Source organism: Pseudonocardia sp. CA-107938, from assembly GCF_050936315.1.
In the GTDB taxonomy this organism is placed as follows: Bacteria; Actinomycetota; Actinomycetes; order Mycobacteriales; family Pseudonocardiaceae; genus Pseudonocardia.
In genome coordinates this window covers 2,572,910-2,592,859 of record NZ_JBNJNA010000001.1, presented here as the reverse complement: position 1 = coordinate 2,592,859, position 19,950 = coordinate 2,572,910, and the positions used below count along the sequence as shown (strand labels likewise).

Annotated in this window: 18 protein-coding genes and 1 tRNA gene; 9 read left to right on the top strand and 10 right to left on the bottom strand. The window is 72.4% G+C overall.

Going from position 1 to position 19,950, the window contains the following annotated elements:
* Positions 1 to 46 precede the first annotated feature (46 nt).
* A complete protein-coding gene (gene soxR / locus ACQEVB_RS13115) occupies positions 47 to 514 on the bottom strand; it encodes a redox-sensitive transcriptional activator SoxR (RefSeq protein ID WP_432969669.1) in 468 nt (155 codons plus the stop codon).
* Positions 515 to 567: 53 nt separating this feature from the next.
* Between soxR and ACQEVB_RS13110 the strand changes: the two genes are divergently transcribed.
* From ACQEVB_RS13110 to ACQEVB_RS13095, 4 genes are all read left to right on the top strand, one after another.
* Positions 568 to 1,278 carry an SDR family NAD(P)-dependent oxidoreductase gene (locus ACQEVB_RS13110; protein WP_432969667.1) on the top strand — a complete coding sequence of 237 codons (711 nt, stop codon included), beginning with the start codon at positions 568 to 570 and terminating at the stop codon, positions 1,276 to 1,278.
* A complete protein-coding gene (locus ACQEVB_RS13105; RefSeq protein ID WP_432969664.1) occupies positions 1,275 to 2,336 on the top strand; it encodes an S-adenosylmethionine:tRNA ribosyltransferase-isomerase in 1,062 nt (353 codons plus the stop codon). Before ACQEVB_RS13110 ends, ACQEVB_RS13105 begins: the two co-directional genes overlap by 4 nt.
* A 284-nt stretch (positions 2,337 to 2,620) precedes the next feature.
* Entirely contained in the window at positions 2,621 to 3,475 is an 855-nt protein-coding gene (locus ACQEVB_RS13100) for a transglycosylase SLT domain-containing protein (RefSeq protein ID WP_432969661.1), read from the top strand.
* A gap of 130 nt (positions 3,476 to 3,605) precedes the next feature.
* Entirely contained in the window at positions 3,606 to 5,540 is a 1,935-nt protein-coding gene (locus tag ACQEVB_RS13095; protein ID WP_432980328.1) for an acyltransferase family protein, read from the top strand.
* Between the two features lie 235 nt (positions 5,541 to 5,775).
* On the opposite strand, the gene trpS is transcribed toward ACQEVB_RS13095, so the two are convergent.
* Positions 5,776 to 6,783 carry a tryptophan--tRNA ligase gene (gene trpS / locus ACQEVB_RS13090; RefSeq protein ID WP_432969658.1) on the bottom strand — a complete coding sequence of 336 codons (1,008 nt, stop codon included), beginning with the start codon at positions 6,781 to 6,783 and terminating at the stop codon, positions 5,776 to 5,778.
* Positions 6,784 to 6,904: 121 nt separating this feature from the next.
* Positions 6,905 to 7,441, bottom strand: a complete 537-nt coding sequence (locus ACQEVB_RS13085) for a GNAT family N-acetyltransferase (RefSeq protein WP_432969655.1) — start codon at positions 7,439 to 7,441, stop codon at positions 6,905 to 6,907.
* A gap of 169 nt (positions 7,442 to 7,610) precedes the next feature.
* Between ACQEVB_RS13085 and ACQEVB_RS13080 the strand changes: the two genes are divergently transcribed.
* Positions 7,611 to 8,630 carry an LLM class flavin-dependent oxidoreductase gene (locus ACQEVB_RS13080; protein WP_432969652.1) on the top strand — a complete coding sequence of 340 codons (1,020 nt, stop codon included), beginning with the start codon at positions 7,611 to 7,613 and terminating at the stop codon, positions 8,628 to 8,630.
* Between the two features lie 3 nt (positions 8,631 to 8,633).
* Here ACQEVB_RS13080 and ACQEVB_RS13075 read toward each other — a convergent pair whose 3' ends face one another.
* The 4 genes from ACQEVB_RS13075 to ACQEVB_RS13060 form a co-directional block, all read right to left on the bottom strand.
* Positions 8,634 to 9,476, bottom strand: coding sequence for a TIGR03619 family F420-dependent LLM class oxidoreductase (locus tag ACQEVB_RS13075; protein WP_432969649.1), 843 nt, complete (start codon positions 9,474 to 9,476; stop codon positions 8,634 to 8,636).
* Between the two features lie 36 nt (positions 9,477 to 9,512).
* Positions 9,513 to 9,734 (bottom strand): DUF4440 domain-containing protein, encoded by a 222-nt coding sequence (locus tag ACQEVB_RS13070; protein WP_432969646.1) that lies wholly within the window; start codon positions 9,732 to 9,734, stop codon positions 9,513 to 9,515.
* A gap of 516 nt (positions 9,735 to 10,250) precedes the next feature.
* Positions 10,251 to 10,327: transfer RNA gene (locus ACQEVB_RS13065), tRNA-Met, on the bottom strand.
* Positions 10,328 to 10,387: 60 nt separating this feature from the next.
* Complete coding sequence (locus ACQEVB_RS13060) at positions 10,388 to 13,342, bottom strand: UPF0182 family protein (RefSeq protein WP_432969643.1); 2,955 nt, start codon at positions 13,340 to 13,342, stop codon at positions 10,388 to 10,390.
* A 261-nt stretch (positions 13,343 to 13,603) separates the two neighbouring features.
* Here ACQEVB_RS13060 and ACQEVB_RS13055 point away from each other — a divergent pair, with 261 nt between their 5' ends.
* Positions 13,604 to 14,632: a YlbL family protein gene (locus tag ACQEVB_RS13055; RefSeq protein ID WP_432969640.1), complete on the top strand. Its 1,029-nt coding sequence runs from the start codon at positions 13,604 to 13,606 to the stop codon at positions 14,630 to 14,632.
* 52 nt (positions 14,633 to 14,684) lie between these two features.
* Positions 14,685 to 16,076, top strand: a complete 1,392-nt coding sequence (locus tag ACQEVB_RS13050; RefSeq protein ID WP_432969637.1) for a zinc-dependent metalloprotease — start codon at positions 14,685 to 14,687, stop codon at positions 16,074 to 16,076.
* Here the strand turns inward: ACQEVB_RS13050 and ACQEVB_RS13045 are convergent, their stop codons facing one another.
* Positions 16,077 to 16,640 (bottom strand): M48 metallopeptidase family protein, encoded by a 564-nt coding sequence (locus ACQEVB_RS13045; RefSeq protein ID WP_432969634.1) that lies wholly within the window; start codon positions 16,638 to 16,640, stop codon positions 16,077 to 16,079. It abuts the gene before it with no gap.
* Positions 16,641 to 16,731: 91 nt separating this feature from the next.
* Here ACQEVB_RS13045 and ACQEVB_RS13040 point away from each other — a divergent pair, with 91 nt between their 5' ends.
* Positions 16,732 to 17,742, top strand: a complete 1,011-nt coding sequence (locus ACQEVB_RS13040; protein ID WP_432969631.1) for a TOMM precursor leader peptide-binding protein — start codon at positions 16,732 to 16,734, stop codon at positions 17,740 to 17,742.
* Positions 17,739 to 19,067, top strand: a complete 1,329-nt coding sequence (locus tag ACQEVB_RS13035) for an ABC1 kinase family protein (RefSeq protein WP_432969628.1) — start codon at positions 17,739 to 17,741, stop codon at positions 19,065 to 19,067. Before ACQEVB_RS13040 ends, ACQEVB_RS13035 begins: the two co-directional genes overlap by 4 nt.
* A gap of 67 nt (positions 19,068 to 19,134) precedes the next feature.
* Here the strand turns inward: ACQEVB_RS13035 and ACQEVB_RS13030 are convergent, their stop codons facing one another.
* Complete coding sequence (locus ACQEVB_RS13030; RefSeq protein ID WP_432969625.1) at positions 19,135 to 19,407, bottom strand: hypothetical protein; 273 nt, start codon at positions 19,405 to 19,407, stop codon at positions 19,135 to 19,137.
* Between the two features lie 45 nt (positions 19,408 to 19,452).
* Positions 19,453 to 19,818, bottom strand: a complete 366-nt coding sequence (locus tag ACQEVB_RS13025; protein WP_432969622.1) for a WhiB family transcriptional regulator — start codon at positions 19,816 to 19,818, stop codon at positions 19,453 to 19,455.
* Positions 19,819 to 19,950 lie beyond the last annotated feature (132 nt).

The window sequence follows — 19,950 nt, the reverse complement described above, 5'->3', positions numbered from 1 at the left end:
ACCGTGCGCCGGATACGGCCGTACGGGGGTACCGCAGGTCGCCTGATCAGTGCGTTTCCGCCGGTCGCCGCAGCAGCGCCGGCAGGAACCGCGCGCCGGCGCCGAGTGCACCGGCCTGGTCGGCGGGGTTGGAGATGCCGCAGCGCTGCAACGAGAGGCAGCCGCACCCGATGCACGAGTCGAGGCCGTCGCGCAGCGCGGTGAGCGCCTCGATCTGCTCGTTGAGCCGACCGCGCCAGGTGCGTGACAGCCGCGTCCAGTCGGCACGGGTGGGAGTGCGCCCGTCGGGCAGGGCGTCGAGCGCCTCGCGCACCTCCTCGAGCCCGACGCCGATCGTGCGCGCCGCCCGGATGAACGCGAGCCTGCGCAGCACCGAGCGCTCGTAGCGCCGCTGCCCACCGGACGTGCGCGTCGGGTGCAACAGCCCCTCGCGCTCGTAGAACCGCAGCGCCGAGGCGGGGAACCCGCTGCGGTCGACGACCTCGCCGATGGTGAGCAGGTCGTGCGCGTCCATCCGTCCCCCCGATCGCTTGACATGAACCTGACTTCAACTCACACCGTAGGTGCATGACCGACCAGAACGCCACCCGGGTGGCCGTCGTCACGGGCGCGGGCCGCGGGTTCGGCCTCGCCCTGACCACCGCGCTCGCCCGGCGCGGCACCATCGTCGTCGCCGTGGGCCGCGACGCCGACCGACTGCGGACGGCCACCGCGGACTTGCCCGACGTCCGCGCCGTGGCGGCCGACGTCACCGATCCCGCCGGCCGCGCCGCGATCGTCGCGGCGGCGGAGGCGGCGGGCGGGCTCGACCTGCTCGTGCACAACGCCGGCGAGCTCGGGCCGTCGCCGCTGCCCCGGCTTGCCGACTACCCCGTCGACGCGCTGCGCGCCGTGCTGGAGACGACCGTCGTCGCCTCGCTCGCGCTCACCGCCCTCGCGCTGCCGCTGCTGCGGCGAGCGCCCGCACCCACGATCGTCACGCTCAGCTCGGACGCCGCGGTCGAGGCCTACGAGGGCTGGGGCGGCTACGGCGCCGCGAAGGCCGCGCTCGACCACCTCGCCGCCGTGCTCGCCGTCGAGGAGTCCGCCGTCCGGGTGCACGCCTTCGACCCCGGCGACATGCGCACCGAGATGCACCAGCGGGCGTTCCCCGGCGAGGACATCTCCGACCGGCCGGAACCCGAGACCGTCGTGCCGGCGTTCCTGCGCCTGCTCGACGAGCGCCCGCCGAGCGGCCGGTACCGGGCCGCCGACCTCCTCCCGGCGGGCCGGGCATGACCACGACGTTCGTGCTCGACCCGGCCCTGTCGGCGAGCGAGCCGCCCGAGCAGCGCGGCCTCCCCCGCGACGGCGTGCGCCTCCTCGTCGCCGACGGGCAGATCCGCCACCGGCGGTTCACCGACCTCCCGGCCGTGCTGAGCCCCGGCGACCTGGTGGTGGTCAACCACTCCGACACCGAACCGGCCGCCGTCGACGGCGCCCGCGCGGACGGCCGACCGGTCACGGTGCACGTGTCCGGCCCGGCTCGCGCGACGCCGGGCGCGTACGTGGTCGAGCTGCGCGACCCGGCGCACGGCCGGGTCGGCGACGGACGCCGCGGCGAGCGGGTCCGGCTGCCGCACGGCGTGGTCGCGACGCTCGTGGCCGCCTTCCCCGACGCGGACGTCGAGTTCGGCAGCCGGCTGTGGGTGGCGGAGCTCCCGGTCGACGGGGGCGTGCCGGCATGGCTGCGCGTCGCCGGGCGCCCCATCCGGTACGCCTACCTGCGCGGCGACCGCCCGCTCGCCGACCACCGCACGGTCTTCGCGCGCCCCGACGGTGGGTTCGGCAGCGCGGAGATGCCGAGCGCGGGCCGCCCGTTCAGCTCGCGCGTACTGGCCGGTCTCGCCGTCGCGGGCGTCGGGCTGGCGACGCTGACCCTGCACACGGGGGTCGCCTCGCTGGAGGCCGGCGAGCTGCCGCTGCCCGAGCGCTTCCGGGTGCCCGCGGCGACGGCCGCGGCAGTGAACGCCACGCGGGCAGCCGGTGGCCGGATCGTCGCCGTCGGCACGACCGTGACCCGAGCGCTGGAGACGGTGGCCGCGCCCGACGGCAACGTGCGCGCCGGCAGTGGCTGGACCGACCTCGTGCTCGGCCCGGAGCGCCCGGCCCGCACCGTCGACGGGTTGATCACCGGCTGGCACGAGCCGGACGCGTCGCACCTGCTCCTCCTGGAGGCGGTTGCCGGCCGGTCGCTCGTCGAGCGGGCGTACGCGGCCGCGCTGGCCGAGCGGTACCTGTGGCACGAGTTCGGCGACGCCTGCGTCCTCCTACCCGGCGAACGGCAGGGCCACTGACCTGCGAATACACCGTTCGGCCCACAGGCATCGTGCATCCGGACCTGCCGCTCGTCCCGAACGGCCCGCAATCGCCTCTTCGGCGACGGAGAGATGAACGGCATGCAGGGTGCGCCGACAGGCAGTGCGTTTGCTTGTGACCTGAGCGACGCCTCCTTTATCGTCCTCGCCAGCGTCACGAACCGATCACGCGCGTTGCGAGCCGGCTCCCCAACCGGCTCCCGGACCCCCGACCGGAAACCGCGCCTGCTCGGTTCGCTCCCCAGCGCTGAAAGGGCAGGTACGTGGCAGGACACCGCTCCCCTCGTGGTGAACGCGCGGATTGGTACGCGCAGGCAGTCGCGAACGCTCCGCTCCGTGAGAGCTCCCGGCGCGCCCGGCACAACGCCGCCCACCGCCCTGCCCCTGCGGGCCCCTCCCTGCGCACCACGGTCGTCGCCGGCGCTGCCGCGGCCGGCGCCGTCGCCACCGGCACGTTCACCGCGCTGATCCCCGCCGCGGGCACCCAGAACCTCGCCAGCTCCGCGGCCGCCGAGGAGTCGTCGGTCGCCGCCGCCCTCGCTGCCAACACCAGCACGCTGGCCGTGCACCCGGCCGCCAACCAGGACTCCGGCTTCTTCGCGCCCGTCATGTTCGACGACTCCGACGGCGATGACGACGCGTCCGACGGCGGAGCGGCCGCCGCGGACCAGCACCTCGCCACGCTGGGCAAGGCGGCCGACATCGCCGCCCAGCTCGCCGAGCAGCACGCCGCAGCGGCGGAGAAGGCCCGGCTCGACCAGGTGGTCGCCAAGGGCGGTCTCGACGGGTGGATCGCCGAGGCGCTCCGCATCATGGACCTGCCCCAGTCGCTGGCGCCGAGCGTAAAGAAGATCATCATGGCCGAGTCGGGCGGGAACCCCCGCGCGATCAACAACTGGGACGCCAACGCTCGTCGTGGCACCCCGTCGCAGGGCCTGATGCAGACGATCCCGGTCACGTTCAAGAAGTACGTCCACCCCGACCTGGCCGGCCGTTCGATCACGGACCCGGTCGCCAACATCACCGCGGGCGTGCGGTACATGATCGACAACTACGGCATGAGCACCCTGCAGGCCGGCGGCCGGAGCAACAACGCAGGGGAATACGTCGGATACTGAGGCGACCGGCTCCGGGCTCTTCCGGCAGCCACGAGTTCCCGACCCCGCCGACGCGCGGGGAGCCCGCGCCAGGCACCTCAGATCGGACACAGCGGACCACACGGCTCCGAGCAGCACGTTCCGTCCCGAGCTGCAGGGGCTACGGGCGCTCGCCGTCCTGCTCGTCGTCGTCTACCACGTCTGGTTCGGGCGCGTCTCGGGCGGCGTCGACGTCTTCTTCGTCATCACCGGATTCCTGCTGACCGGGCAGCTCGCGCGCACGCGCGATCCGGGCAGCGGCGCGGTCGTGCGGCGGTGGCGCCGCTCCTTCGTGCGGCTCACCCCCGCTGCGTTCACGGTGCTCGTCGGCACCATGATCGCCGCCGCCGCGATCCTGCCGGAGGGCCGCTGGCCGCAGACCGTCCGCGAGGTCATCGCGTCGGCGCTGTTCGTGGAGAACTGGCAGCTCGCGGCCGACTCGGTGGACTACACGGCCCGGTCCAACGCGGTCAGCGTGGTGCAGCACTACTGGTCGCTGTCGATCCAGGCCCAGTTCTCCCTGGTGTGGCCGCTGTTCATGACGCTGGTGGCGTTGATCGCCACCAGGGCCGCCAGCCGGCACACCCACTACACGGTGGCGCTGCTCGGGGTCTTCGCGGCGTCGCTGTTCTACTCGGTGGCCCTCACCGTGACCGACCAGCCGCTCGCCTACTTCCACTCGCTGACCCGGCTGTGGGAGTTCGCGCTCGGCGGGCTGCTCGCCCTGTGGCTCGACCGGATCCGGCTCTCCGACGCGCTGCGGGTGGCCGCGGGATGGCTCGGCGTGGTCGGGCTCGTCGCGTGCGGGATCGTGCTGCAGGTCGACGCGGTGTTCCCCGGGTTCGCCGCCCTCTGGCCGACGACGTGCGCGGCGTTGGTGCTGCTCGCCGGCCACACCCGGCTGCCGTGGGCGGTCGACCGGATCCTCGCCTCCCGCGCCGCGAACCGCCTGGGCGACCTGTCCTACGGCCTCTACCTGTGGCACTGGCCGATCCTCGTGCTGCACCTGGGCGGCGGCGGGATCGAAGGGGTCGGATTCTGGGAAGGGCTCGCCGTGATCGGCGCGTCGCTCGTGCTGGCCGCGCTGACCCACCGGTTCGTCGAGAAACCGCTCCTCGGTCGGCGCAGCGACGCCCGCGCCGTGCGCTGGTGCGCGATGGGGCTGGTCGTGGTGCTCGGGCTCGCCGTCGGCTGGAAGCTGGCGACGGTCGCCAAGGCCACCCCCGACGGCGTCGTCGGCGACCGCGAGCACCCGGGCGCCGCCGCGATCGGCGCCCCGCTGCTACCCGTTGCGCAGCTCCTGCCGCCGCCGGTCACCGTGTACGAGGACTTCGTGCAGACCAACCGGTGGCAGTGCACGGCCGTCGAGGGCTTCGACTCCGACTACTGCGTCCAGCCCGTCGGCTACCGGCCGACCAAGCGGGTCCTGATCGTCGGCGACTCGCACGCGCAGCAGATCACCGGCACGCTGATCCCGCTCGCAGCGGTCCACCACTGGCAGCTGTCGATCGTGGCCCGCGGCGCCTGCCCGTTCTCCACGGGCTCCGACACCGACCCGTCGAACGACACCTGCGACCCGTTCCACCAGGCCACGATGGACATCATCGCCAGGGACCGGCCCGATGTCGTCGTGACGATCGGCTCGCGCGATGTGCGGGCCGGGCTCACAGAGAACACGCCCCAGGACTACGTCGATGCCTGGCGGCAGGTGACCGATCTCGACATCCCCGTCGTCGCTGTGCGTGACAACCCGCGGTTCGACTACTCCATCCCGGACTGCGTGTCCACGCACGACCGCAACTCCCCGGAGTGCGGGGTCGACCGGGCCGCCGTGTACTCCCCGACCCCGCCGTGGGCCCGCCTCCCCGACGTCCCGCAGAACGTCCGCTTCGTCGACATCGCGGACGCGGTCTGCGACCAGCACCGATGCCCCGCCGAGGTCGGCAACGTGCTCGTCTACCTGGACGACAACCACATCTCGGCGTCCTACGCGGCGACGATGGCCGGCCGGCTGGACCAGAGCTTCGTGGCCGCGATCCAACCGTGACCGCACCGATGATGATCGCAGGGCGTAGTGCCGGAGCCGGTTGCCACACAGCCGGGTGGATGGGTGACACCGCGGCGTCGACCGATCGTTGAACGGGGTGCGTGCCACTGATCTCGCAAGGGGGTCGGTGTCGCAGTCCGTCGATCGGGTTCGCCCGGTCGGTGTCCTGCGATCGAGGTCCGATCGGGTTCGCCCTTCCTTGAACGCACGCGCGGGATGCGTTCTCGATCGGACCTCAGCCTTGCGGAGGCTGATCGGCCATGAGGCCGATGGCCTGCTTCGCCGCGCGCACGGTCGGTGCCGCGATCGCGGATGCCCGTGCGGCGCCGTCGCGCAGCACACCGTGGACGTACCCGGGATCGGCGGCGAGCTCGGCGTAGCGCTGCTGCAGCGGCTCCAGCACCGCGACAACGGCGTCGGCTACGGCACGCTTCAGCTCGCCGTAGCCGGTGAACCCGCCGGCCAGCTCCGCGGGGTCGCCGCCCGTGCAGGCGGCGAGCAGGGCCAGCAGGTTCGCCACTCCGGGACGCGTCTCGGGCTCGTACGCGACGTCGGCGGCGGAGTCGGTGACCGCGCGGGCGATCGTGCGCCGCAGCGCGGCCGGTTCGTCCAGCAGGTGCAGCACCCCTGATCCGGGCGGCGCGGACTTGCTCATCTTCTCCTCCGGCCGGAAGACGTCGCGCAGCCGCGGGGCGACCGGCGGCAGCACCGCCCGCGGCACCGCGAACGTCGGCCCGTAGCGGGCGTTGAACCGCTCGGCCACCGCCCTCGCCAGCTCGACGTGCTGGCGCTGGTCCGCGCCGACCGGCACCTCGGTGGTGCCGTAGAGCAGGATGTCCGCGGCCATCAGCACCGGGTAGGTGAGCAGCGACAACCGCACCTGCTGCTCCTGCCGCCCGCTCTTCTCCTTGAACTGGATCATGCGCCGGACCTCGCCGAACCCGGTCGCGCACTCCAGCAGGTAGTGCAGCTCGGTGTGCTCCGCGACGTGCGACTGGACGAAGAGCAGGGAGCGCTCCGGGTCGATCCCGGCGGCGATCAGCAGAGTCGCGAACTCCAGCGTGCGCTCGCGCACGAGCGCGGGATCGTGGTCGAGCGTCAGCGCGTGCAGGTCGGAGATGAACGCGACCGTCGCGTCCGGGTCGTCGGCGCGCTGGGCGGCCGCGATCGGGCGCATCGCGCCGACGAGGTTGCCGATGTGCAGGCGGCCGGACGGGGTGAAGCCGGTGAGGTTGCGGGACATGAGCGCTCCTGGGACGAGAGCCACCCGCGCCGGACACACCAACGGCCGCCCAGCTCGGGCGGCCGCGGAAAGATGTCGCGGTGACGAGAACTGCCGCCCTAGGGGCGACGCCAGCTCACCGTCACGCGCATACGTTCAGCTTACCGGTGGTGTAGAGCGCGAACGGCGCATCGTCGTGGACGGCGTCCGATCCGGCGATCAGACCCGGCCGCCGCAGCTCCCGCACGTACGTCATGCCGAGCGTCTCCATCACCGCACGGGACGCGCGGTTGTGCACCTCGGTGAACGCCACCACCTCGACTGCGCCGAGCTCGTCGCGGGCGAAGTCGATACCCGCCCGGCCGATCTCCGTGGCGTAGCCGCGGCGCTGGAACCGCTCCCTGACGGCCCAGCCGACCTCCACCCGCTGCTCGCCGTCGATGTCGGTCACCGAGCACCCGCCGCGCCCGATCAGCTCGCCGGTGACCCGGTCATGCGCCAGCCACTTGCCGACGCCGTGCTCGCGCCACCCGCGCTCCTGGCGGTCCACCCACGCCGCCGCCTCCTCGGGCGTCAACGCGTACCAGGGCGCGATCCCCGGGTCGCGATGCAGTTCGAAGAGCACCGCCGCGTCGGTCGCGCGCACCGGGGTGAGCACGAGCCGCTCGGTCTCCCGCATCAGCCCTCCCCGACGACGGTGCTCACGACCTTGCCACGCGCGGCCTCCTCCTCGACGTCACACAGGGCTGGGCCCGTTCACACATGTTCGGACGTGTGTGAGCGGGCCCGACGGTGTGTGACGTCGATGTGGTCGGAATGCCGCTCCCGCCCACCGAGTTGATTGATCTGTGAAGAACATCGGCTTCCTGTCGTTCGGGCACTGGTCGGACTCCCCGCACTCGCAGGTGCGATCCGCGGCCGACGCGCTGCTGCAGTCCGTCGAGCTGGCCGTCGCCGCAGAGGAGGTCGGCGCCGACGGCGCGTACTACCGCGTGCACCACTTCGCCCAGCAGCTCGCGTCCCCGTTCCCGTTGCTCGCCGCCGCGGGCGCGCGGACCAGCCGGATCGAGCTGGGCACCGCCGTGATCGACATGCGCTACGAGAACCCGCTCTACATGGCCGAGGACGCCGGCGCCGCCGACCTGATCGCCGGCGGCAGGCTGCAGCTCGGCATCAGCCGGGGATCACCGGAGCAGGTCGTCGACGGCTACCGCTACTTCGGGTACGCGCCGCCGGAAGGCACGACCGACGCCGACATGGCGCGGGAGCACACCAGCGTGTTCCTCCGCGTGATCGAGGGCGAGGGCTTCGCCCGGCCCAACCCGCGGCCGATGTTCCCCAACCCGCCCGGCCTGCTCCGCATCGAGCCGCACTCGCCGGGGCTGCGCGACCGGATCTGGTGGGGCGCCGGCACCCGCGCCACCGCGGAGTGGACGGCCGAGCAGGGCATGAACCTGATGAGCTCGACCCTGCTCACCGAGGACACCGGCGTGCCCTTCCACCAGCTCCAGGCCGAGCAGATCCAGCGCTACCGCGACGCCTGGAAGGCGGCCGGACACGATCGTGAACCCCGCGTATCGGTCAGCCGCAGCATCTTTCCGATCGTGAACGACCTGGACCGGCAGCTGTTCTGGCACGAGCGCAGCAGCACCGACCAGGTCGGCTTCCTCGACGGCGGCAACGCCCGGTTCGGCCGGACGTACGCCGGCGAGCCCGACAAGCTGATCGCCGAGCTCGCCGAGGACGAGGCCATCGCCGCCGCCGACACGCTGCTGCTCACCGTGCCCAACCAGCTGGGCGTCGACTACAACGCGCACGTCCTCGAGAGCGTCGTCAAGCTCGTCGCGCCGGAGCTGGGCTGGCGCTGAACGTCACGCCCGGCCGATGAGGGTCTCCCCCGCCGTCTCGATCAGCTGGTCGACCTCGTCGCCGTCCGCGTCCACGGCCTGGAGCAGGAGGCGGTGGACGCCGACGTCGGCGTAGCGGCGCGCCAGGTCCGCCGTGAGCCCGGCGGGCGGGGTGATCGTGATCTCCAGCTCGCCCAGCTCGGCCGGCCGCTCGTGGCGCTGTTCCGCCTCCCGTAGGGCGGCGATCGCGGCGGTGGCCTCGTCGACGGTCAGCTCCCACCCGTACCAGCCGTTGCCGCGCTCGACGGCCCGGCGGTACGACGCCGCCGCGTGCCCGCCCACCACGATCGGCGGGCCCGGCTGCTGCACCGGTCGCGGTCGCTGCAGGACGCCGTCGAACGAGACGAAGCGCCCGTCGTGCGCCGGCGTTCCCTCAGCCCACAGCGTCCGCATCACCGTGAGGTACTCGTCGGTGCGCGCGGCGCGCTCGCCGAGCGACACCCCGAGCGCGCGGAACTCGGCCGCCAGGTAGCCGACGCCGACCCCCACGATCAGCCGCCCCTGCGACAGCGCGTCGATCGAGGAGTCCTGCTTCGCCAGCAGGACGGGCTGGCGCTGCGGCAGCACGATCACGCCGAATCCGAGGCGCACCCGCGTCGTGACCGCGGCCAGGTAGGACAGCGCCACGACGGCCTCGATGCGCGGCTGGTCGGCCGAGTCCGGCGCGTCGACGGGCAGGGCGATGTGGTCGCCGACCCACAGCGACTCGAACCCTGCCGCCTCGGCCGCCGCTGCCCGCCGCGCCATGGTTGCCGGATCGGTGCTGCTCCCCTTGTGCAGGCCGTACAGGCCGAAGCTCAGTCCCATGGACCCCCCTTGATCGACGTCCACCGGACCCTAATCTCACCCTCGACGCAGACGGGCGAGCGCCGCCGCCGAGTCGTCGACCGGGTCGGCGTGCCGATGCACGATCTTCCACTCGTCGCCCTCGCGGCGGAAGATCGTCGTGCTGCGGAGCGTGTACGGCCTCGGCGCGGCCCCTCCGATCGACGCGGTCGTGCGTTCGATCGCGAGCAGGTAGGCGAAGTCCTCCCGACGTCGGCGGCCACGACCTCCCACTCGCACGAGCTGCAGTCCGCGAACTGCGACGCGAGCTTCTCGAACATCGGACCGACCTCGGCCCACCCGAACGAGTTGAACGCCGCGCCGAAGACGGTGACCGGGTCGGTGTGCGACCACATCGCGAACCGCGGACCGGCATCGCCGTTGTGCAACGCCGTCTCCGCCTCGTGGATGCGCGGCAGCACCTCCGAGAGGAACCGGTCGACCTTCGCCGATGACTCGCTCATGGGACCTCCTCCGGATTCGGGTGCCTGTTGGACCGGTGCGGCAGCTGATCGTGCGCCGGGTCGAACTCCACGACGGCAGGGTCGAGGATCTCCCCCGCGGCGATCGCGCGGGCCCAGGTCCCAGCTGTGGATCGCGACGTCGAGGATCCGCATGGACAGCAGCTCGCGTCCTGAGCAGCTCGAGCGGCCCTCTCGCCGCGGTCACGCCGACATCGTCCCAGCGCGTCACCGGGCCGACAACGCCCGCAGCAAAGCAAAGGCCCCCAGGCTGATCGCCTGGGGGCCTTTGCGCTGGTAGCGGGGGTAGGATTCGAACCTACGACCTCTGGGTTATGAGCCCAGCGAGCTACCGAGCTGCTCCACCCCGCGTTGTGCCACCAACTGTACACCTGCCGGAAACGTGGCTGCAGCGGGGGGTGCCTTACGGTCTCAGTTCCCTGTTCCCCCAGGTGGCGGCGCCGGGGCCGGAGCCGCGGTGCCTCCGGTCGCCTTCTGGAAGCGGGCCACGGCAGCGTCCATCGCCTGCAGGGCGGTGCTCTGCGCGGCGTAGTCGTTGTTCTTCTGGGCCTGCTTGAACTGGTCGTAGGCCCGGGCGAAGTCGGTGGCGGCCGTGGCCGCCTCCGCCGTCAGCGGGCCGGTCGGCGTGCCGGCACCCGGGTTGGTCGGCTGACCCGGGTTGGCCGGGGCCGGGCCGCTGCCGCCGATGGCGGCATCCAGCGCGTCCTTCACGCTCGGGCTGAACCCGACGCGCCCGTTGTAGTAGACGAGCACCCTGGCCAGCTGCGCGTAGGTCGTGGTGCCGCCGGCGCGTTCCAGGAACAGGGGCTCCACGTAGACGAGGCCGCCGGCGACGGGCAACGTCAGCAGGTTGCCGTAGTCGATCGCCGTGTTCTGGTTGCGCAGCAGGGTCAGCCCGCTGCTGACCGTGCCGTTGTTGTTGAACGCGTCGTGCACGTTCCGCGGCCCGAAGGTGCGCCCGTCCGGTGGTAGCTGCAGCACCGTGAACTTGCCGTAGTTCGCCGGGTCGGAGTCGACCGAGACGTACGCGGCCATGTTGTCGCGCCCGCGGAACACCAGCGGCGTGGTGAGCTGGAACGACGCCTGGGCCGCCGTCGTGTCGCCGGCACCGGGCGGCCCGGCCAGCACGTAGTACGGCGGCTGCGCGGCACCTGCCGTCGCCGGCGAGCTCGGCGTGACGGTCGGGTCGGCCGGCACGTCCCAGAACGAGACGCCACCGTAGAACGCGTCGGTGCTCTCCACGTGGTAGCGCGTGAGGAGCTCGCGCTGGACCTTGAACTGGTCCTCCGGGTAGCGGAAGTGCGCGCTCAGGTCCGGCGAGATCTGCGCCTTCGGCGTGACCGTGCCGGGGAACGCCTTCATCCACGTGGTGAGGACGGGGTCCTTGTCGTCGAACTGGTAGAGCTTGACGGTGCCGTCGTACGCGTCGACCGTCGCCTTCACCGAGTTGCGCAGGTAGCTGATGTCCTGGTCGGGCTGCACCGAGCGCTGAAGCGCCTGCTGGGCGTCGGCGGTGGACTCGCCGAGCTCGACCCGCTGCGCGTACGGGTAGTTGGCCAGCGTGGTGTAGCCGTCGACGATCCAGGTGATCCGGCCGTCGACCACCGCCGGGTACGGGTCGGAGTCGGTGGTCAGCCACGGCGCGACCTTCTGCACGCGGTCGCGCGGGTCCCGCTCGTAGAGGATCTTCGAGTTCTCGTTGATCGAGTTGTTGAACAGGATGTTGCGCTCGCTGTAGTGCAGCGCGAAGACCAGCCGGTTGAACAGGTTGCCGATCGGCACCCCGCCCGCACCCTTGTAGGACGAGCGCGGGATGCCGTCGGCGTCGTACTCCAGCGGCTTGCCGCCGTCGCTGCCCCCGACGATCGAGTAGCCGTCGATCAGCTCGCCGTAGTAGGTGCGCGTCTCCTGGACCCGCATGCTGTCGGGGATGTTCGCGTTGTCCTTGTTCGCCAGGTCGATGGCGGTCAGGTTGGGCAGGCCGCCGCTCGTGCTGTTGTCCGACAGCGGCACCCCGACCTGGTTGGCGGGCGCGACGACGATGCCGTCACCGTGGGTGTACACGAGCCGGCGGTTGATCCAGTCCGACTGCGGCCCGGTGAGCTCGGAGGTCTTCAGCTCGCGCAGGGCGACGATGTAGTCCTGCAGCTTCCCCCCGACCTTGTACCGGTCGATGTCGAGCTTCTCCGGGTAGCCGTAGAACTTGCGGTTCTGCTGCTGCAGCTGCGTGAACGTGGCCGACAGCTTGGCCGGGTCGAGCAGCCGCACGTTGGGCAGGGTGGCCTGGTCCTGGCGCACGGTCTGGTCGGGGACCTTCGCGACGCCGCTGTAGTCCTGCTTCGTGACGCGGTCGTCGTCGATGCCGAACGCGGCCTTGGTCGCGTCGATGTTGCGCTGGATCGACACCGCCTCGCGCTCCTGCGCGTTCGGGGTGACGACGAACTGCTCCAGCACGGCCGGCCACGCGGCGCCGAGCAGGATGCTCGACAGCACCATCAGCACGGTGGCGATGGCGGGGAGCTGCAGGTTGTTGCGGAACACCGCGGCGAAGAACGCCAGCGCGCAGATGACGGCGATGAACAGCAGGATCTGCTTCGCCGGGAGCACCGCGTTGAGGTCGGTGTAGGTGGCGCCGTAGAAGATGCCGGCCTTGCGGTCGGACGAGAGCAGCTGGTACTGGTCCAGCGCGTACGCGGCGGCCTTGAGCAGCACGAACACGCCTGCGGTGATCGCCAGCTGGGTGCGCGCGGCGGTGGAGACCTGGGCGGACCGGCCGGTGAGCCGGATGCCGCCGAACAGGTAGTGGGTGACCAGTGCGATGAGGAACGCGATGGCGACCGCCGCGAACAGCCAGTTCAGCACGTAGCGGTAGAACGGCAGGTCGAATGCGTAGAAGCCGACGTCGAGGCCGAACTGCGGGTCCTTGATGCCGAACGGGCTGGAGTTCAGGAACTGCAGGACGACCTCCCAGTCGCCCAGCGCCAGCAGCGCGGCCGCGATGCCCGTGGCACCGCCAAGCAGCACGCGGAAGAGCGTGAGGTTCTCCTGGATGCGGCTGCGCACCCGCACCAGCGGGTCGTCCGGGCGGCCGACGGGCACGAACACCGGCCGCGAGCGGTAGGCCAGCCAGAACGACAGCAGCGAGGCGCCGGCGATCAGCAGGCCGCCGGCCAGCGCCGTGACGAACTGCGTGAACAGCACCGTGGTGAAGACGCCGCGGAACCCGACCTCGCCGAACCACAGCCAGTCGATGTAGTTGTTGATGATCACGTTGCCGACGAACGTGAGCAGGATGAGCACGCCCGCGACGACGAGCAGGATCTTGGTTCGGCGGGTCAACGTCGGTGGTCCCACCGGGGGCCGCATGGCCACAGGGCACGCTCCAGTCTCGGACGGTTCGCCACGCCGCTCACGGCGCCTCCGCGCGGAAATCTTCAGACAACTCTACGGCCGCGACGTCGGGTTCCCGTGTGGGGCCGACCCCGGCTCACAGGACGCCGGTAACGCGGGAAACGGACAAGTCACCCGGAAGGTTCCGGTCGCCCGGATGTGGTCCGCTGATCGGGCGGCGGCCGGCTGCTGTCTGCCGCCCAGGTGCCCTGAGCAGCGCACAGTTAGGGTGCGCTGGTGAGTCGCAGTAGGTGGGCCGCCACGTTCAGCATCCTGCTGATGGCCGTGCTGGTCATGACGGGCCTGATCGTCCCGGTGCCGTTCGTCTCGATCGGCCGCGGCCCGACCTACGACACGCTGGGCAAGGTCGACGGCGCGGACGTGGTCACCGTGCACAGCCTCGCCACCTACCCGACCTCCGGCCACCTCAACATGACGACCGTCAGCCTGACCGACGGGCTGACCGCGCTGGAGGCGCTGCGGCGCTGGTGGTCGTCCGACTACATGGTGCTGCCGCGCAGCATGGCGTTCCCGCCGGGCGAGACGAACGAGCAGATCAACCAGCGCAACCAGCAGGACTTCGCCGACAGCCAGGCCAGCGCGGAGGGCGCCGCGTTCGTCTACCTCAAGCTGCCGACCGTCGCGGTCGTCGAGGACCTCGCCGACGGTGACTCGGCCGCGCGCGGCGTGCTGCAGCCCGGCGACTCGATCCTCTCCATCGGCGGTGTGCCCGTCACCACGCCGCAGCAGATCAGCGACGCGCTCGCGAACACGCACCCTGGGCAGCGGATCAGCGTCGCCATCCGGCGCGGCGACGATCCCCAGCCGCACGACGTCAGCATCCAGCTGGGCGGTCGCGCCGACACCCAGCAGGGGCTCCTCGGCATCTACCCGGGCGCGCGCCCCGCCGACCGCAACGAGGTGTCGATCGCGCTCGGCGACGTCGGCGGCCCCTCGGCCGGCCTGATGTTCACGCTCGCGATCGTCGACAAGCTCACCCCCGGCGAGATGACGTCGGGGCGGTTCGTCGCCGGCACGGGGACGATCACGTCGAGCGGGCTGGTCGGGCGCATCGAGGGCATCCGCTACAAGATGCTCGCCGCCCGCGAGGCCGGCGCGACGGCGTTCCTGGTGCCGGCCGGCAACTGCGCCGACGCCGCCGGCAACGTCCCGGACGGGTTGACCATCGCGAAGGTGTCGAACCTGCAGGAAGCCGTCACCGCGGTGGAGACCCTCGGCCACGGCGGCACCCCGCCCGCCTGCTGACGTACTCCGACAGCGAACGCGACCTGCGGCGATCCCGCGTACCGTAGGGGGTGTGAGCGACCTCCCCTTCGGATTCGGACCGGCCGACCGCGACCCCGACGACCAGGGCAACAAGCCTGATCGGGGCGACAGCGGCGCCCCGAAGGACCCGTTCGGCTTCGGGCTGCCCGGCGCCGCAGGCGGCATGCCCGGCTTCCCCGGGATGCCGGGCGGCGCCCAGGGGTTCGACATGAACCAGCTGGGGCAGATGCTCACCCAGCTCGGGCAGATGCTCAGCCAGAACCAGGCGAGCGGCGGTGGGCCCGTCAACTACGACCTCGCCGCGCAGCTGGCGCGCCAGCAGCTGGCCGCCACCACCTCGTCGCTCACCGGCCCGCAGCGCGTCGCCGTCGTCGACGCGGTGAAGCTGGCCGAGCTGTGGCTCGACACGGCCACGGAGTTCCCGGCCGGCGCCACCGAGGTCAAGGGCTGGTCGGCCGGCGAGTGGGTCGACGCGAGCATCGCGACCTGGAAGCGGCTGTGCGACCCGGTGGCGCAGCGCATGGCCGGGGCGTGGGTCGAGGCGATCCCGGAGGAGGCCCGCCAGGCCGCCGGCCCGATGGTGGCGATGCTCGGGCAGATGGGCGGGCTCGCGTTCGGCAGCCAGCTCGGGCAGGGCCTGGCCAAGCTGGCCGCCGAGGTGCTGACGTCCACCGACATCGGCTTCCCTGTCGCGCAGGGCCGGGTGGCCGCACTGCTGCCGGAGAACATCGAGAAGTTCACGCAGGACCTGGGCCGCCCCGCCGGCGAGGTGATGATCTTCCTGGCCGCTCGCGAGGCTGCGCACCACCGGTTGTTCGCGCACGTGCCGTGGCTCGCGGAGCGCCTCGTCGGCGCCGTCGAGGCCTACGCGCACGGCATCGCGATCGACACGTCCCGGTTCGAGGAGCTGGCCCGCGGCATCGACCCGAGCAACCCGGCCGCCCTGGAGGAGGCCATGCAGGGCGGCATGTTCGAGCCCGAGACCACCCCGGAGCAGAAGGCCGCCCTCGCCCGGCTGGAGACGCTGCTGGCGCTGATCGAGGGCTGGGTCGACGCGGTCGTCGCCGACGCCGTCGGCGAGCGCCTGCCGGGCGCCGACGCGCTGCGCGAGACGCTGCGCCGTCGCCGCGCCACCGGCGGGCCCGCGGAGCAGACGTTCGCCACCGTCGTCGGGTTGGAGCTGCGCCCGCGCAAGCTGCGGGCCGCCGCCGAGCTGTGGCGTCTGCTGGGCGAGCAGCGCGGCATCCACGGCCGCGACGCCCTGTGGGCGCACCCGGACCTGATCCCGACGGCCGACGACCTCGACGACCCGGCCGCGTTCGTCGCCGCCGCCGACGCGGCCGACCCGATCGCCGAGCTGGAGAAGCTGGCCAACGAGCCCGCGCCGCAGGACCCCGACGAGGACCGCGGCGAGAAGGGCTGATCAGGCGGTCTCGGCGGCGGTCTCGTCCTCGCCGTCGATGCCGACCATCCCCAGCCCGGCCGCGGCGGACAGCCCCTCCAGGTAGCCCATGGCGCGCTCGGTGCGCGGGTAGCGGTGCACCCACGCCCAGAACGCGTCGTCGTGGCCGGGTTCCAGCAGGTGCGCCAGCTCGTGCACCAGCACGTAGTCGACGACCCAGCCGGGAACGTCGCGCAGGCGCTCGCTGACGCGGATGGTGCCGTCGTCGGGTGTGCACGACGCCCAGCGCGTGCGCATCGGCGGCACCCAGCGCACCGAGACCGGCACGGCCTTGCCGTCGAGGTACCGCCGCGAGAGCTCCATGCTGCGCCGCAGCAGCGCGTCGTCGCCCTTGCGGGCGGGAGAGCGCCGCTTGGCCTCGCTGCGCTCGATCCGCCGCACCATCTCGTCGACCCAGCGGCGTTCCTCGGACTCGCTCATCCATCCCGGGATGAACACGACCACCGTGTCACCCTCGCGTCGGGCACTGACCATTCGCTTACGGCGATCACTGCGTCGAACCTCGACGACCGCGGGGTGCGCCATCGCTCCAGGGTAGCCGCTCGCCCCCACCGGATCGGCCCGTGTTCGACGGAACGGGCCCGGCGATCGACGGATGTGCGCGACCATGCCCGACATGTCGCACTCGCCGCTGCCCGCCACGGTCGTGCTGCAGCGCTGGCGGTCGGTGCACGACATCGACGAGACGACCCGGGTGATCGGGCTCGATCCGCGGGACGCGCTCGTCGTGGGTGACCTGGCGCCCGCGCTCGCCGATCTCGTCGTCGAGCTGCGCCGGCCGGTCACGCCGGCCGAGTTCGCGGCCCGTGCCGGTGCCCGCGGTGTGCCCCCGGCCGACGCGCACGCCCTGCTGCGTGCCCTGCACGACGCCGGGGAGCTCGTCGACGGATCGGCGACGGCACGGATCGCGGCCCACCGGGCCGCCGCAGCGGTCGTCGTACACGGGAACGGCCCGTTGACCTGCGGGATCGTCGTCGGGCTGGCCGCGGGTGGCGTCGAGACGCTGCACGTCGTCGCGACCGGTGAGGTGGCGGGCGCCGATCTCGGCACCGGGCTCGTCGACGCCGACCGCGGTTGTGACCGGGCCGCGGCGATCGCGGCCGCGGCGGCGCGGCTCGTGCCGGGCACGACGCTGCCGCCGCGGCCGCGCAACCTCGTGCCGGACCTGGTGGTGCTGGCCGACGAGCACCCGGACCCGATGCACTGCGCGGACCTGGTCGCCGGCCGGGTCGCGCACCTGCCCGTCCGCATGCGCGACGGGATCGGCGTCGTGGGCCCGCTGGTGCTGCCGGGTCGCACGGCGTGCCTCGGCTGCCTCGACCTGCAGCGCAGCGCCTACGACAGCAGTTGGCCACGGGTGGCCGCGCAGCTGGCCGGCCGGCGCGGCGGTGCCGACCCTGCCTGCGTCACGGCGACGGTGGGGCTCGCCGTCGCCCAGGCGCTCGCCGCGGTCGACGCGACGGCGGGTGGCACGCCGGCGCCGTCGGCGCTGGAAGCGAGCCTGGAGATCGACATCGCGACGGCCACGATCGCGCGGCGTCCGTGGCAGGCCGTTCGGGGCTGCCCCTGTCGAGCAGCCGATCTCACGCGCACGGGGTCGGGGGCAGGGTCCACAATCGAGGGGTGACCGACATCCCGAGGCGCACCGCGGTGCGCACCGCGAAGCTCGCCCGGCTGCCGCTGGGCGTCGCCGGCCGCACCGCGGCAGGGTGGGGCCGCCGACTCGTCGGCGGCGACGGCGACGAGATCTCCGCCCAGCTGATGCAGAAGAGCGCGGAGGAGCTGTTCGCCGTGCTCGGCGAGCTCAAGGGCGGCGCGATGAAGTTCGGCCAGGCGCTGTCGGTGTTCGAGGCGGCAGTGCCGGAGGAGTTCGCGGAGCCGTTCCGGGAGTCGCTGGTCAAGCTGCAGTCCGCGGCCCCGCCGATGCGGTTCAGCGAGGTCTCGCGGATGCTCGCCGAGCAGTTCGGCCGCGGCTGGGCGGCCCGGTTCACCGCGTTCGACGAGACCCCGGCCGCGGCGGCGTCGATCGGCCAGGTGCACCGCGCGGTGTGGAAGGGCCGGGGCGGCGCACCCGATCGCGACGTCGCGGTGAAGGTGCAGTACCCGGGCGCCGACGAGGCGCTGCGCTCCGACCTGCGGCAGCTCTCCCGCATGAGCCGGCTCCTGCAGCCGCTCGCACCCGGCCTGGAGATCAAGCCGTTGATCGCCGAGCTGCGTGAGCGCATGGAGGAGGAGCTCGACTACCGCGACGAGGCCGCCAACCAGCGCGCCTTCGCCGCCGCGTACGACGGCGACGAGCACGTCCGCGTCCCCAAGGTGGTGGCGTCGGCGCCGAAGGCGATGGTCACCGAGTGGGTCACCGGCCGGAAGCTCTCCGATGTGATCGCCAACGGCACCCAGGCCGAGCGCGACGCCGCCGGCGAACGGCTCGCCGAGTTCCACTACTCGGCGCCGAGCCGGGTGCATCTCCTGCACGCCGACCCGCACCCGGGCAACTTCCAGATCCTCGACGACGGCCGGCTGATGGTCGTCGACTTCGGCGCCGTCGCCCGCCTCCCCGACGGGCTGCCGCGGCCGCTGGCCGACATGACCAAGCTGGCGCTGGAGGACCGCGCGGACGACCTCATCGCGCTCATGCGACGCGAGGGTTTCGTGCTGCCGCAGACGCCGCTGACGGGCGCCGAGGCACTCACCTACCTGGCGCCGTTCACCGAGCCGCTGCGCACCGACACGTTCCGGTTCAACCGGCGCTGGCTGCAGGGCCAGGCCGAACGCATCGGCGACCTGCGCAGCCCCGAGTTCCGCACCGGCCGCGAGCTCAACCTGCCGCCGCAGTACCTGCTCGTGCACCGCGTCACGATGGGCACGCTCGGCGTGCTGTGCCAGCTCGACGCCGACGTCGCGCTGCGCGGCATCGTGGCGAAGTGGCAGCCCTGGATGTTCGACGACTGAACCTGCACGCACGACGGCGCCCCGACCACGGGAGGATCGGGGCGCCGTCGTTGTGAGGGGGCAGCGCTCAGACGGCGCTGCGCAGCCCTCGTGCGGACATGCCCACCTCGCGGTGGGCAACGGCGCGGGCACGCACCGCGCGCCGCTCGGCGAAGCGGGCGAGCCACTCCCACCGGCGACCCGCGGTCAGTTCGCGGGCGAGCGCCCATTCCGCTGCGGCCTGTTGGGCCTCATGCATTCGAGATCGTGCCAGGGCTTCGTGCAGCAACATGACGTTTCCTTCAAGACCGGGCTCCGACGTGGGTCGTACGTGCTTCATGCCGTCGAGCTGCGGGTTCATTGCGGACTCCTCGTGGGATGGATGGTTGGTCGGACAGGGGGTAGATCAGGCGGAGAGAGCTGCGGCGTACGCGGCGTCGCGGGCCAGGTCGGCCTTGCTCGGCCGGCCGCGCGGCCGCTTGCGCGGGATCACGGCCCCGCGCTCGAAGATCTCGCCACCCCACACACCCCACGGCTCACCGCGGGAAAGGGCACCCGCAAGGCACTCGGCCTTGACGGGGCACTCGGCGCACAGCGCCTTGGCCCGCTCGAGCTCCACCGGAGCCTCTGCGAACCACAGGTCGGCGTCACCGGAGCGGCAGGGCAGCTCCTGTGCGACGTCCGGGGCACCCTCGAGGAAGGTGCCCAGGCCGCCACCGACCGGCTCGGGAAGGATCGTTCCGCCGTCCAACGGAACGGATCGCACTAGCACGTCTACCTCCGACGTTGGTAGTGATCATGTGGTGATCAGGGAGGACAAACAAAAAGGCCGCGGATCCCTTGTGGGGTCCGCGGCCTCGGTTCTTTCGGAGCCGGTGCTGGGGTCATGGACGCCAGCGATGCT